Raw genomic sequence first — 13,103 nt, 5'->3', positions numbered from 1 at the left:
CTCGTTATTAAATGCCTCCGCCTTCATCATTCATCGCACGTCTTTCGGCCTGCATGGTATCGTAAAGGCTTTTGATTCCCAGCATGGAAATAAATACGGCAACCATGACCACTAACAAAAACGGTTCCGGCTCCATAAACAACTTTACCAAAGTAAAGGAGACCACTAGGGAAAGGAGCGGAGAGACCAGCCATACCTTTAATATTTTTACGACAATGCCCTTCTGCCACAAACTAAAGCCATGATCAGCCGTACCAATGCCCAGAATGGCCGTTGTTGTAATTTGTGTGAGCGGTACGGGAAGGCCAAAAAGAGATGCGATAATAACCAGCGTGCCACCCGTTCCAGAAATGACCGTTCCTTGAAGCAAGGACATCTTCGTGATCTTTTTCCCGTTGGTTTCCAGCACTTTTCCTCCGAGAAGAAGCGCTCCTGCCGCAACGAATAGGCCTCCCCAGAATACCCCATTACCTACGCTCATCAAGCCTGCGCCTACAAGAGGACCTACCGCATTCGCGACATTGTTCATACCGGCAGAAAAAGCCTCAATGAATCCGGCGGCTAGAACAAGCACTATCAGGCCCTTCCTCCACCAGCCATCCCCTTCGCCTTTCCACCTGGCATCGCGGCGCTCCAGTCCCCGAATGACATACCCCAGGCCCCAGGCCAAGAGAAAGGCTACAATCGGAATAATGATCCAGAACGAAACAATGACTAAAATGTTCTTAACATACAAGACCTCGTAGGCAACACCCACTCCTACGACCGAACCCACGGTTACCTCGCTTGTAGATAACGGAATCCCCATCAGGTTTGCGCTAAATAAAGTAACGGTAGCTGCCAGTAAAATGATAATGACCAAATGTACATTCAGTAAATCCGATGGAATAATTCCCGAGCCCAACGTCTTCACGACTTCTCCACCGCCGAGATACGCACCGAGGAATACGCCGACGGCAACCAAACTAAGCGCGAGGTATTTCCGCTTGATCGCGCCACTGCCGTAAGCTACTCCCATCGTAGCCGCCGCACCACTTGCCCCAATGTTCATTGCAAAAAACAATGCAATCGCTATAGCCACAATTAAAATCGACAAGGTAATCCCACATTTCTCCCTGAATTATATCCAACTATTTTGGTATGTTTTATAGGTTATGTGCTCATTTTAGCTCAACCTGGTATATCCGTCAATCAAATTTAACCAAAGAATGGGATACAAATAAAAAAGCACCTCAACCCACCAAAATGGATTAAGGTGCTTTGTATTAGGGAGAATCGTTCTTAATCTTCGTCGTTGTCGTCATCGTCATTGTCGTTTTCAAATTCTACTTTAACTTTTTTACCGCTTGAAAACTCGATTTCCAATTCGAATTTTTCCACATCACTTTCCTCTGTTTGAAGGTAAGTGAATATGCTTTTTTGAATTTCGCTTCTGTCCATAGTTTCAGACAGTTTCATTTGTTCGAAAAGCTCATTTACTGCTTGGATTGCTTTATCTCCGGATACTTTCTCTTTATCTTTTTCCACTTTAGCTTCGACTTTTCCATCATCATCTTTATATTCGAGTTTTAATTTCTGCTTATCGGACAGCTCGATCTCTAACTCAAACTTTTCGATCCCGTGAGCATTGGCTTCTTTTTCTGGCCGTTGCTCCTTGTCTCTATTGTCTCTATTGTCTCTATTATCTCTGTTATCTCTGTTATCTCTGTTGTCTTTGCGAGACTTTTCTTCAGACTTCTCGTCTTCATTTTCCCATTCAATTTCAACTTTACTGCCGTTCGAGAACTTGATTTCGATTTCCAGCTCTTTAACCTCGCTAATCTCCGCTTCCAGCGCTGTTAAGATTTGATTGACGATCTCTTGCTTCGTCATTTGAGGTGTAAACGCAGCCTGTTTAAGGAAATCTTCTACGGCTTGAACCGCTTCGTCTCCCTTCAGTTTTTCCTTGCCTTTTTCACCTTTGGTTTTCTTTTCAACCTCGGCACGTATCTTTCCATCGTTATTCTTATACTTTAATTCAATCTCACTGCCTGACGTTAATTCGATATCCGTTTTAAATTCGTTGATTCCGGCTGTCTTCTCATCAACCGTCTCTTTATTGATGAAGCTTGCTTCCAGCACGACATCATTCTCAACGGTCAGTGACACCACATCGCCTACAAGGAGCTGGGATGCCGGAATAAACCGCTGATTGTACGGAACTGCAAGGTCCGGCGAAATTTTATAGGTAAATGAATCTTGATTAAAGCTTTGAACTGCGATGGAACCATACGTACTGGAATAGACACTGTCCGTCACATTACGGTCAAAATTCAACGCAGTTATTGTTCCTTTGATGGTGACCGCTCCGGATTGCTCAAGTAAGTTGTCATTGGTTCTTACGAGCAGTGCAGCCATCTCAGCGCGTGTAACGTTATTATTGGGCTTGAACGTCTCATCAGGATAACCGCTAACAATGCCTTGTTGAACAGCTATGTTTACATATCCAACCGCTCCGGCCGGAATATCTCCAGCATCTTTAAAATCCGGAACGGCCGTCATTTGACTAAGCGCCTCTTTTTGTAGCCCCAGAGCTTTTACTAGTAGGCCCGCTACCCAAACCCGGCTTGCTGGTGTATTCGGTTGAAGCCTTTCTTCTGAAGTATCGAAAAGGCCTTGCTCCAAAGCGATGATAACGTATCCTTTGGCCCAGCTGTAATTGCTATCGATGATCGAAGCATCTTTGAAGTGGAGCTTGCTATCACCCGGCTTTGCTTTGGCCTGCTCTTCCAGTCCCATGAGCCGAACAGCCGTAACTACGGCTTCAATACGACTAACAGGCTGATTAGGACGAAAAGTGCCGTCTTCATAACCGGACAATACATTCTTGGATTTCATCTTCCCAATAGATTCCGCTGCCCAGGCTGCTTCTGCCGAGTCATTAAAACCAAGGTTTAATGCACTACGATTTGCACTTGAATCCGTTGTTTCCGGTTCAGCCGCAAAGCTTTGTCCTGCCAAACTCAACACCAATAATGAAATCATGAATACCTGCATTACATAACGAAGCTTTCTCATCATACGCCTCCTTGGACTAAACACCTCTTATAAAACACAAAAAAAGCTTATCTGCGCTGCGCAAAGATAAGCTTGTGTGTTTTACTAGCTTTCTCGGCAACTGGCTGGCATAGTTCAAAACCTTAGCCCCTGTAGCTTTGCGTCATCACCTTTCAATGATTTTGCCTTTATCAAGTTTTTTTATAAAAATAGCTTCAAGCTCATTATAACAGTTTTCCGTTATCTGACAAGTGTCGACATTTTTTTGAAATGTCGATTAGGCGGTTATGCAAAAAGCCGACCTAGAGGGGCCGGCTGATTTTACACTATATTTTAAACTTCAATGCTCTAAGCATTACGGTTACGGTTTCGGCACGGGTTGTATTCCCTTTTGGCTTTAGTGTACCGTCCTCATAACCATTCATTAGTCCTGCTGAAGTAGCGGTAGAAACTACAGCCTTTGCCCATTCAGAAATGTCCGAGTTATCACTATAGACCTCGCCATCTGCAACCAATTCCATTTGAAGTACGGCAATCATCATCGTATCATCCTGGCCTTGCTGAACCCTCATCTGCAGTTCGCTGCTTACTTTATTCAAATCGCTTGTATGTTGAATCCATTGAACATGCTTGTCGATTTGCGGCAGGACATATTTCCGGATTCCCCTTGTCTCTCGATGATCCTTATTACCTATCCACTCCTTAATCTTTGACAGCATATCATTGCCCCCCATCATAAAAACAGGAATATAGGACTAACTTTATATATCCATATAATTAGTAAATACGCCGTTAAAATTCGATACCCGTCCGTTGTCCTATATTTTTTCTTTTGAAAAATAGTCAAGGTTGGAACAGGGAGTCGGGGCTCTCTCATAGGTTACTGAAGATAAGAAAAGAAAAAGCAGCCATCACCGTTCAATCGAACGGCAATGGCTGCTCAAAGCTGCTGTATTTGAACAGAACTTGCTAAAACTCAACCCTTATTTGGCCTGAGCCAAATCCTGTATTCCCGTATTCGCTTTGACCAATATCTCATCGTACTTCACATCATCCCGCTTCGCGGAAAGGAAGGTTCCGAGGAAAGCGGCCAAAAAACCTAGCGGAATCGAGATGATCCCCGGATTCGTAAGCGAAATGAGCGGTGTGCCGACGAAAATCGCTTTACCTTCTACCGGATCCCAGACGTTAGGACTGATGCCTACCAGAATGAGTGCGCTGAGTACGCCGACAATCATGCCTGTAACCGCTCCCGCTGTATTGAACCTTTTCCAGTATACCGTGAACAAAAGAACCGGCAGATTGGCACTGGCTGCCACAGCAAAAGCTAAGGCTACAAGGAACGCGACATTCAGCTTCTGCGCAAACAGTGCAAGAATGATCGATATGATCGCTACGCCGACGGAAGCTAGTTTCGCCGCTTTGATTTGCTCCTTCTCGTTCGCCTTTCCATTGCGAACAATATGATTGTAGAAATCGTGGGCGAAGGCGGAAGCGGCAGAAAGCACAAGACCAGCGACAACAGCCAGAATCGTTGCAAAAGCTACGGCCGATACAAAGGCGAACAAAAATTCTCCGCCAAGGGCTCTAGCCAGGAGAGGAGCAGCCATATTGCCTGCGGCATTTGCGCTCACAATGGCATCCTTACCTACGAAAGCCGCTGCGCCGAAGCCGAGGAACACGGTCATCACGTAGAACAGGCCTATAACCCAAGTGGCGACGACTACCGATTTGCGTGCCGTAGGCGCGTCTTTAACCGTGAAGAAACGGATCAATATATGCGGCAGTCCGGCCGTCCCCAACACGAGGGCAAGGTTTAGAGAAATCGTATCGAGTCCATTCCCGAATTTGTTGCCGGGATTCAAAAAAGCTTCTTTCAGCGCGGTAGCATTTCGCATCTCGTCGAACATATGCCCGATGCTGAAATTGAATTTGGCGAAAACAATGAGCGAAATAATAAACGTACCGGCGACAAGCAATACGCATTTGATAATTTGCACCCAGCTCGTTGCCGTCATACCGCCGAAAACAACATACACGGTCATGAGGACACCCACGATGAGCACTGAGGTTGTGTAATCGAGGCTTGGGATCAGAAGAGCGATAAGGCCGCCGGCACCGACCAGCTGTGCGATCATGTAGAAGATGGAAATGACGATGGAATTGATCGCAGCTACGCCACGAATCTTCTTATGATCGAAACGGGCGGCAATCATATCGGCCATCGTATACTTCCCTAAATTTCGAAGCGGCTCGGCTACGAGATACAGCACAACCAGATAAGCAACCAGGAACCCGATGCTGTAGAAAAATCCGTCAAAGCCGAACAGCGCAACCATTCCCGCAATACCCAGGAAGGAGGCGGCGGACATGTAGTCACCCGCTATGGCAAGCCCGTTCTGCCAGCCGGTCAAGCCTCCGCCGGCCGTATAAAACTCGCTTGTTGTTTTTGTTTTTTTGGAGGCGTAATAAGTAATCACGAGCGTGCCGAGAACGATAACGAGAAACAGCAAGAAGGCTGTATTCATGGATTATCCCGCCCTTCTTTCCACAGAATGCACTTGCTTTTTAATTTCTTCACAAATCGCGTCGAAGGTTACAGATTGCTTGGAATAGAGGGAGCACAAAACCCACGTCATAATGAACTGGGCAAAAGCAAACACCCACGCCCAAGTAATCGAGCCGACGGCAGGTGTATTCAACACGTTGGAGAAAGAGGTAAGAACCGGAAGGGTAAAATAAAAAGCAAGAAAGAAGAGCGTCATCGGAATGATAAACCGTTTCTTCTTATTCATCAGCTTGCGAAAAAGCTCAGAACGGGCAATATCGCTGTACGTTAACTGGTTCTTTTTCATCGCGAATCCCTCCACATTATGCGCCGCACCTAATGAAATCAGGTACAGCAAGTTTTTGTAAGCGCTTCAATTCTATTATAGCGTCTCTTCTTAGATCCAGTCCGATTTCGGTGTGAAACGTCGAAATCCGCTCCTTAATTGCAGAAAAACAGTCCTGAGCGGACTGTTCATCAGGTTGATGCTCTTATTACCCCTGCAATAGCCGAAGCAAATCTTTCGCCGCAGTCCGGGAAACCGGAACATTCGTTCGGTTTGTATCCTTCAGAATGACGTTGTAGGCGCCGTTAAACCAAGGCTCGATTTCTTGAATATAATCCAGATTCACCAGATAGCTCCGGTGAGGCCGAAAGAACATGGCCCCAAGCCTCTCCTCAAGCTCCTGCAGCGTCTGCTTCGTTGCATAGGAGCGGCCGTCCGCCATATGAATGTGGGTTACCTTCTCTTCCTTAACCGCATACAGGAAAAGGTCCGCCTCCAGCACGACCATACGGTCGCCGTCATCTACCAGAAGCTTGTTCTTTTTATGAGCTGGAGCTGCCGGCGCTTCTGTCTGCTTATGGACTCCCGAATTGCCCCCGGATTCAGCATTTCTCGCACGGACGCGGTCCAGCGTCCGCCTAAAACGCTCCTCATCATAAGGCTTGAGCAGATAATCCACCGCCTCCAGCTGAAACGCCTCCAGCGCGTATTGATCATAGGCCGTCGTAAATATAATAAACGGACGCGGGTCCATCTCATGCAGAAGATGAGCCGCTTGGATGCCATTCATTTCCGGCATTTCGATATCCAGAAAGACAGCGTCTGGTTTATGCTTTTGTGCCATCTCCACGGCCTCGACTCCGCTTGCGGCCGATGGGAGCAGCGCAATGTCCGGCTCTTTGGACAGCAAATAGATGAGTTCTTCTCTTGCCAGCCGTTCATCTTCCGCGATCATGATGCGAAGCTTCATTCGTGTGTCCCTCCTTTCCCGTTCCGATAAGGTATCGCTAACGTGACTCGCACCCCGCCCTCCGACCGGTTCCCAAACGTAAGCGAAGAGTCAGGGCCGAGCAAGCTGATTAAACGTTGATTCACATTGTGCACGCCAAGACCGGTGCTTCCACTCCCGCTCATCGGCGCTGTACCCAGCTTGTCCAGGAAATCCTCCCGAATCCCTGAGCCGTTGTCCTCGACAACGATCCGCACCATTTCCCCTTCCCGTTTCAGTTCAATCCTTACCCAGCCGCCGCTGGCCTTCTTCTTCAGTCCGTGCTGGATACTGTTCTCCACGAGCGGCTGCAGCGTTGACGGCGGGATCTGCACCATTTCCAGACCCGGTTCCGCTGAGCATTCCACCTTGAGCTGATCGGCAAATCGAATCCGAATGATTGCCAAATACGTGTTCAAATGCTCCACTTCCTGATAGAGCGGAATGAGCGGCGACTGGGTAATCTTGAGGCTCGTCCGCATAAACTGCCCTAGCTGCACTGTGACGTGGCGTGCATTGTCCGGATCGATCCGGATGAGCGTCACGATCGAATTCAGCGTGTTGAACAGAAAATGCGGATTAATTTGCGCCTGCAAAGCCCTCAGCTCAGCATCCTTCATCAGCGCCTCGAGCTTCTCCGCCAGCGCGATCGTGAGCTGACTGGAGATCAGCCTGCTAAAACCGTGCGCAAACTCCTCCTCCACCTTGCGAATCTGCTTGGAGCTGCGAAAATATATTTTGATCAATCCCGCCGTCTGGCCCGATTGGTTGAACGGCACGATGAGGGCCGCCCCCAAAGCTTCATGATGAGGCTGAAGTTCATCCCGATGCATCGCCATTTGAATTTCACCGGTTCGGATAGCCCGTTTGGACAGCTCGGTTGCCAAGGGTTCCCCGGGAACGTGCCGGGATGTGCCGATACCCGCGTGAGCAAGGATCCGCTGCGTATCCGTCACGGCAACCGCATCGGCTTGCAATTCCCGCATCAGTATGGATGCAGTCGCCTCTGCCGTTGTGTAGGTCAAACCTTCCTTCAGATGGGGAAGAACCATCTCCGCAATGGTCAATGCCCGCTGCGTCTCAAACGCTGCCGCGCGTTCCTCCTCATTGAGCGCGACCTGGATCATCGCGACGAAAATAGCGATCCCAATACTATTGGCGATCACCATCGGAACGCCGATCTGATTGACAAGCTCAATAGCGGTTTGTGAGGAGGTGGTAAACACCAACAGAATACCCATCTGCAGAATGGGGGCAAACACCCCGATAAACATCGCCTTAATGGGAGCGATGATTCTCTCTTCATGAAAGAACCGGGCAACAAGGCCAGCCAGAAGCCCGATCAAAGGGGTAGAAACCGCATAGGAAGGACCCGCAAGACCTCCAAGCAAATAAGCATGGAGGCCAGCCAGCAGTCCTGCTCCGGCACCAACGTAAGCACCTCCAAGTAAGCCGGCCATCACAACGCCGATGAGCGCGGAATGAGCCATGATCTCATCTGATGCGAGCGCGGACACCCAAAACGTTGAATCGATCACCCCCGGGCTCACCACGACTCCCGAATACGTCCCCGCAATGCCGATCAAGCCAAACAGTAGAGCAAACACAGTACCCGTTCGTACATCGATATCCCGATCCAGTATATTCCGAAAGAGGGGAATTCGGGTCAAGGTAAACATCAGGATCAGAAGCATCCCCATTCGTTCGAACAATACCAGTAAGAGCTGTTCCAAAAGCATTCCTCCCGTTGCTCAGACAGAAAGCCCCTTTATGTTAAGCGTTAACAATCGATCTCACACCTTGAGGATCATCTTTTGTTTTCATTCACGCAGTCGGTATATCCAATTTTGATGCTCGCGCCAAGCTCTCTACTGCCCCTTTTCCATTCATACACCCCCATGCCGTGTCTTTCCTTTATTTATTGACCAGCGGGAGCTGAATCGTTGCCTCCGTACCTTCACCTTCATGACTGTCTAACAGCAGGGTGCCTCCGTAGCTATCCAGAATCCGCTTGCACACAACGAGTCCAAGCCCCGTCCCATCCTCCTTCATCGTAAAGAAAGGGACAAATATATTTTTTAGAACCTCTGGCGGCATCCCTTTGCCTGTATCCTTAATCTTCACCCACACATGCTCCTCTGTCCTTCCTGAAGAAATGAACAGCTGACCACCTGATTCCATGGACTCTAAAGCATTTTTGGTCAGATTCAGTACAATTTGTTTAAGATGGTCCTTAGAAACCATAATATGAATCGGTTCATTCGTCAGGTTAATGAATAACTGAACATTGTGCAAATGCGCTTCTGATTCAATCAGAGGGATGATTTCCGTAAGGATTTCATTGACATGATTGACCTCCTTCGAAGCTATCGTCGGTTTTCCAACAATGAGCAGTTCGCTTACAATCGTATTTATTCGGTCCACTTCGGTTTGGATTAATGAGAGATAGTATTGATCCTGCTCGTCCGTATACTTCCTGCTAAGTAATGAGATAAACCCCTTAATCCCTGTAAGAGGATTGCGAATCTCATGTGCCGTGCTTGCTGCGATGGTTCCTATTAATTTAAGCTTATCCGCTTCATTCTGGCTTAGCTCTCTTGCCATTTGCCGCTTTAACAGAAACGACTGAACCAGCATAAAAAAGACATGGGCCACTAAGAAGGCCATAATCAGATTATGCAAAAACGGTTTCAAGATCGAATTTTTGTAATCCAGCTCCATCATCGAATTGACTTTCCAAGGTACCACTTCAAGATTGATGGAAGAATCTACCCAATGATTGCCGGCAGGAAAATCCCCGGTCTGAAATAAGATTTGTCCGTTCTTATCTAGAAGCTGGATCGTCTCATCCCTGACCAATTCTCGGATAATCTCTTCCATGACATGCAGTTGAATACTTCCAACCAAGACACCCTTTATTTGACCGGCATGATTAATAACTGGTGTAGCAATAGAAAAAACATATCTTGCCGTAACCCTTCCCATATGCGCTTCAGAAATTTGAGTCTTCCCTGTACGTATGGCCTGTTGAAAATAGCTTCTATCCGATACGTTGACCGGATCTGTAAGCGGATTAGAAGCATTGATAATTTCCCCATTCGTATTTACCCAATAAAACCCTGAGAAACGACGATCTTTTTCATGCGTTTCCATTAACACATTTTGGAGCAAATCATCATGATCCTCCTGCTGGTTCAGAACCACAGCCAAACTCCCTAATCTGCCAATCGTTTCTCCGATAAAATTTTCGATGTACAAGGCATGGAAGCTTGAGTACCTATGAGCCGTTTCCTCCAGGAGTGAGTAAGCTTGCTTAGATTTAAAATGCAAATAAATCAAACTATATATGCACAAGGGCAGAACCACGATCAAAGTATATAAGAAGAGAGTCTTCTTATTCACAGGCACTTTAAATTTCTTATTCATCCAAAGCGGCTCCTTAAACTGGTACGTTTTATTTCATAATCATAGCATACTGACGTTCTCGAAAAAATCTTAATCTCTGGGCCAACACCCGCATATAATGTTAAGGAACTCAAGTCGGGTGACGGGGAGGGGGATGCCATTGTCTACGGTCATTAACATTTTCTCCATGAAAATCAACAGCATCTCCAACAACGGATCCGTCAATATCGGTGAGTCGTTCCACAACAGCCATACGGCCAACTCAAAAACAACAGGCGAAAATTCCTCGTATGGAGACCATGCACCGCCCACTGCGACGATGAAAAATATTTATATTGATCCCGATGTCAATGACCAGAATGAAGTCGGGAACGTAGATAATGTGAACGCCAATCAAATTTAGGAGGATTTTATGCATGCCTTTTCTCATAAATATCGCCAAAATGAAAACAAACGGTGTAACGCAGAATGGAAATATTAACAATGGCGCCACAGTTCATAACAGCCATACCGCCAACACCAAATTGGTGGGATCCAATTTTGCTTTGGGAGACTTATCCCCAACATTTTCGAACATGTTTAATGTTGCCTTAGACCCGGATATTAGCGATCAGGACCAAATTGCCAACCCTTCGGCTCCTGTAACCAATCAGTTTTAAGTACTTCCTACGGGAGTGAGCGGAATGAATATGAAAAGAGTAAAGGAATGGATGGAATTTGCAAACCAATGTGCGAACGGCGACTTCTGGGATACGATGATGGATGCTAACGAAAAAGACAACTCTCCGCAAACCGCAAGCCAGGGTTGGAACCCGCCTGTTGATATGTTCAATACGAATGAGGAAACCTTCATTCTTGTGGAGCTGCCCGGCATTCGGAAGGAAGAACTGGATCTTACGATCATAGGCGATTCGCTTCATATTAAGGGAATGAAAAATAACCGGATTAGCATAGAGGATTCTATCTTGTCTGAACGCTATACTGGCACCTTCGAACGAAGTGTCCGTCTCCCTTATCCGGTACAATTGAGCACCGTATCCGCCAAATTGGCAGAGGGTATGCTCATCCTTCGATTTCCTCTCCCTCCCTACAGAGAAACCAAAATATCGGTTGAATAGCCACTGAGCCAAACAACACCGTCTATCTCCAAAAATAAGAAGTCTCCTTGTATGGGCTTTTTGCATAGCATGATACGGTGAAACGATAAAACGGTAAAGGAGGAGAGCCCATGCTGACTTATGTTGTTCAACGAGGGGATACTCTTTATCAGATTTCCAGACGGTTTGGGATTACCGTTGAGGCGCTAATGAAAGCGAACAATCTTACCTCTCCAGCATTATACATTGGGCAACCGTTAACCATCCCGGTCTCCGTGCCCTTCATGTATGTAGTGCAGCCAGGCGATTCGCTCTATTCGATTGCAACGAGATTTAATACGACGGTAGAAGCGTTGATGATGCTCAACAAGTTGACAACAGCCTCGCTGCAAGTAGGGCAAAAACTGCGTATTCCCATCTACACGGAGGTCATTGTCAGCGTAGATACGGCCAATATACGCAGCTACGCGGGAACAGGGTTTCCGGTGATCGCCCGGATGGAACGCGGCGCCCGCCTTCCCGTTACCGGCATTGCGGGAGACTGGGTTCGCGTTCGCCTCTATAATGGAAAGGCGGGCTGGATTTTCCGCGATATCGTGAACCTGGTTCCGCATGACGGAGTGCGTCCGATCCAGGAAATATTCACTTATTATACGGAAGAAGAAGGCCCGACATTACCCAGTTCCTACCAGGATTTTGCCGCAAATACCGCCCTGCAATCGAATACCGGAATGTTTCATTTCCGAATAGACCGGGAAAATCCGACTCAAGTGGAGAAATTTCCTGTCTTTGATGATGCTTATATGCGTAAAGTCGTGGAATTCGGCCACCATCATAACGTGAAAATGCTGGCCACCATCCATAACCTGCTTTATGAGCGGGGAAACCAGGAAGCCAACAAAGAAGTGGTACGGCGAACGCTGGCCACCTCCGATACCCGCAAAGCCTTTATTCAAAACACGATCAAGCTCCTGCAGACGTATAACTTTGACGGTGTAAATATCGACTTTGAGGATGTTCATTATGAGGATAGGGAGCTGCTTTCCGCATTTTACAGAGAATTAGGTCAAGAACTGAGAAAAACGGGATATTATTATTCCGTTGCCACTCCGTCACGAACTTCAGACGCTCCGACTAACCCTTTTTCCGCTCCCTTCAATTATGCGGTGATTGGGGAAGCCGTCGATGAATTCGTGGTCATGCTTTATAATGAACACGGGTGGCCGGGAAGCGGGCCCGGACCCGTCGTTTCCATCGGATGGATGGAGAGTGTAGTCAAGTATGCCTTAACCAAAATGCCCGGCAGGAAAATAACGGCTGCTGTTTCTGTATTCGGCTTTGATTTCAACTTAACCACGAAAAGGAACACGTATGTGACTTACGATATGGCGATGGAGCGTGCAAAAAAATACAACAAGGCTGTCATTTTCGATCAAAGGACGCAGACACCTATGTTTGCTTACACGGATGAATCGGGAAATGAACATGAGGTATGGTTTGAAAATGCGGCGAGTATTCGCGCAAAGCTGCAGCTGGCCTATCGTATGGGCATCCGGGGAATCGCCCTCTGGCGCTTAGGAATGGAGGACCCCGATATGTGGACTATGCTGGATAAGGAGTTTGTAGTAGCAAAAAGTGTCACTTAACCTGTTTCTGTACAAAATTTGAAGCTGTCCCAGAAGTCGTTATAACCGAGGGGCAGCCTCTAGCTCTTTAGAAAACATGATCACCGCCGCAACACTC

At 47.2% G+C, this 13,103-nt stretch carries 12 protein-coding genes and 1 riboswitch; of the genes, 4 read left to right on the top strand and 8 right to left on the bottom strand.

Going from position 1 to position 13,103, the window contains the following annotated elements:
• Window positions 1-7 precede the first annotated feature (7 nt).
• The 8 genes from JOE45_RS17660 to JOE45_RS17625 all read right to left on the bottom strand — a co-directional run bounded on the left by JOE45_RS17660 (window position 8) and on the right by JOE45_RS17625 (window position 10,284).
• Window positions 8-1,051 carry an inorganic phosphate transporter gene (locus tag JOE45_RS17660; protein ID WP_245247368.1) on the bottom strand — a complete coding sequence of 348 codons (1,044 nt, stop codon included), beginning with the start codon at window positions 1,049-1,051 and terminating at the stop codon, window positions 8-10.
• 230 nt (window positions 1,052-1,281) lie between these two features.
• Window positions 1,282-3,057 carry an S-layer homology domain-containing protein gene (locus JOE45_RS17655; RefSeq protein WP_210023064.1) on the bottom strand — a complete coding sequence of 592 codons (1,776 nt, stop codon included), beginning with the start codon at window positions 3,055-3,057 and terminating at the stop codon, window positions 1,282-1,284.
• A 92-nt stretch (window positions 3,058-3,149) separates the two neighbouring features.
• A riboswitch (cyclic di-GMP riboswitch) is annotated at window positions 3,150-3,233 on the bottom strand.
• 129 nt (window positions 3,234-3,362) lie between these two features.
• Entirely contained in the window at window positions 3,363-3,755 is a 393-nt protein-coding gene (locus JOE45_RS17650) for an S-layer homology domain-containing protein (RefSeq protein ID WP_210023065.1), read from the bottom strand.
• Window positions 3,756-4,019: 264 nt separating this feature from the next.
• Window positions 4,020-5,564 carry a solute symporter family protein gene (locus tag JOE45_RS17645; protein ID WP_210023066.1) on the bottom strand — a complete coding sequence of 515 codons (1,545 nt, stop codon included), beginning with the start codon at window positions 5,562-5,564 and terminating at the stop codon, window positions 4,020-4,022.
• A gap of 3 nt (window positions 5,565-5,567) precedes the next feature.
• Window positions 5,568-5,891, bottom strand: a complete 324-nt coding sequence (locus JOE45_RS17640) for a DUF485 domain-containing protein (protein WP_210023067.1) — start codon at window positions 5,889-5,891, stop codon at window positions 5,568-5,570.
• A 187-nt stretch (window positions 5,892-6,078) separates the two neighbouring features.
• Window positions 6,079-6,840 (bottom strand): LytR/AlgR family response regulator transcription factor, encoded by a 762-nt coding sequence (locus JOE45_RS17635; protein ID WP_210023068.1) that lies wholly within the window; start codon window positions 6,838-6,840, stop codon window positions 6,079-6,081.
• Window positions 6,837-8,597 (bottom strand): LytS/YhcK type 5TM receptor domain-containing protein, encoded by a 1,761-nt coding sequence (locus tag JOE45_RS17630; RefSeq protein WP_245247054.1) that lies wholly within the window; start codon window positions 8,595-8,597, stop codon window positions 6,837-6,839. Before JOE45_RS17630 ends, JOE45_RS17635 begins: the two co-directional genes overlap by 4 nt.
• A gap of 175 nt (window positions 8,598-8,772) precedes the next feature.
• Window positions 8,773-10,284, bottom strand: a complete 1,512-nt coding sequence (locus JOE45_RS17625; RefSeq protein WP_210023070.1) for an ATP-binding protein — start codon at window positions 10,282-10,284, stop codon at window positions 8,773-8,775.
• 139 nt (window positions 10,285-10,423) lie between these two features.
• Here JOE45_RS17625 and JOE45_RS17620 point away from each other — a divergent pair, with 139 nt between their 5' ends.
• The 4 genes from JOE45_RS17620 (at window position 10,424) to JOE45_RS17605 (ending at window position 13,006) form a co-directional block, all read left to right on the top strand.
• Window positions 10,424-10,666, top strand: a complete 243-nt coding sequence (locus tag JOE45_RS17620) for a spore germination protein (RefSeq protein WP_461479682.1) — start codon at window positions 10,424-10,426, stop codon at window positions 10,664-10,666.
• A 13-nt stretch (window positions 10,667-10,679) separates the two neighbouring features.
• Window positions 10,680-10,922 carry a spore germination protein gene (locus tag JOE45_RS17615; RefSeq protein ID WP_210023072.1) on the top strand — a complete coding sequence of 81 codons (243 nt, stop codon included), beginning with the start codon at window positions 10,680-10,682 and terminating at the stop codon, window positions 10,920-10,922.
• A 24-nt stretch (window positions 10,923-10,946) separates the two neighbouring features.
• Complete coding sequence (locus JOE45_RS17610) at window positions 10,947-11,381, top strand: Hsp20/alpha crystallin family protein (RefSeq protein ID WP_210023073.1); 435 nt, start codon at window positions 10,947-10,949, stop codon at window positions 11,379-11,381.
• A gap of 110 nt (window positions 11,382-11,491) precedes the next feature.
• The gene (locus tag JOE45_RS17605) at window positions 11,492-13,006 is read left to right on the top strand and encodes a LysM peptidoglycan-binding domain-containing protein (RefSeq protein ID WP_210023074.1); all 1,515 of its coding nucleotides are present in this window, start codon (window positions 11,492-11,494) and stop codon (window positions 13,004-13,006) included.
• Window positions 13,007-13,103 lie beyond the last annotated feature (97 nt).

Source organism: Paenibacillus sp. PvR098, from assembly GCF_017833255.1.
Lineage (GTDB): Bacteria > Bacillota > Bacilli > Paenibacillales > NBRC-103111 > Paenibacillus_G.
The sequence above is the reverse complement of the archived record's forward strand: the minus strand, read 5'-3'. Positions and strand labels throughout refer to the sequence as shown.

Coding starts and splice junctions, on each gene's coding strand:
- JOE45_RS17645 (WP_210023066.1), bottom strand. CDS start 5,564: ATGAATACAGCCTTCTTGCTGTTTCTCGTTATCGTTCTCGGCACGCTC.
- JOE45_RS17625 (WP_210023070.1), bottom strand. CDS start 10,284: ATGAATAAGAAATTTAAAGTGCCTGTGAATAAGAAGACTCTCTTCTTA.
- JOE45_RS17660 (WP_245247368.1), bottom strand. CDS start 1,051: ATGAACATTGGGGCAAGTGGTGCGGCGGCTACGATGGGAGTAGCTTAC.
- JOE45_RS17635 (WP_210023068.1), bottom strand. CDS start 6,840: ATGAAGCTTCGCATCATGATCGCGGAAGATGAACGGCTGGCAAGAGAA.
- JOE45_RS17650 (WP_210023065.1), bottom strand. CDS start 3,755: ATGCTGTCAAAGATTAAGGAGTGGATAGGTAATAAGGATCATCGAGAG.
- JOE45_RS17640 (WP_210023067.1), bottom strand. CDS start 5,891: ATGAAAAAGAACCAGTTAACGTACAGCGATATTGCCCGTTCTGAGCTT.
- JOE45_RS17615 (WP_210023072.1), top strand. CDS start 10,680: ATGCCTTTTCTCATAAATATCGCCAAAATGAAAACAAACGGTGTAACG.
- JOE45_RS17655 (WP_210023064.1), bottom strand. CDS start 3,057: ATGAGAAAGCTTCGTTATGTAATGCAGGTATTCATGATTTCATTATTG.
- JOE45_RS17610 (WP_210023073.1), top strand. CDS start 10,947: ATGAATATGAAAAGAGTAAAGGAATGGATGGAATTTGCAAACCAATGT.
- JOE45_RS17630 (WP_245247054.1), bottom strand. CDS start 8,597: ATGCTTTTGGAACAGCTCTTACTGGTATTGTTCGAACGAATGGGGATG.
- JOE45_RS17605 (WP_210023074.1), top strand. CDS start 11,492: ATGCTGACTTATGTTGTTCAACGAGGGGATACTCTTTATCAGATTTCC.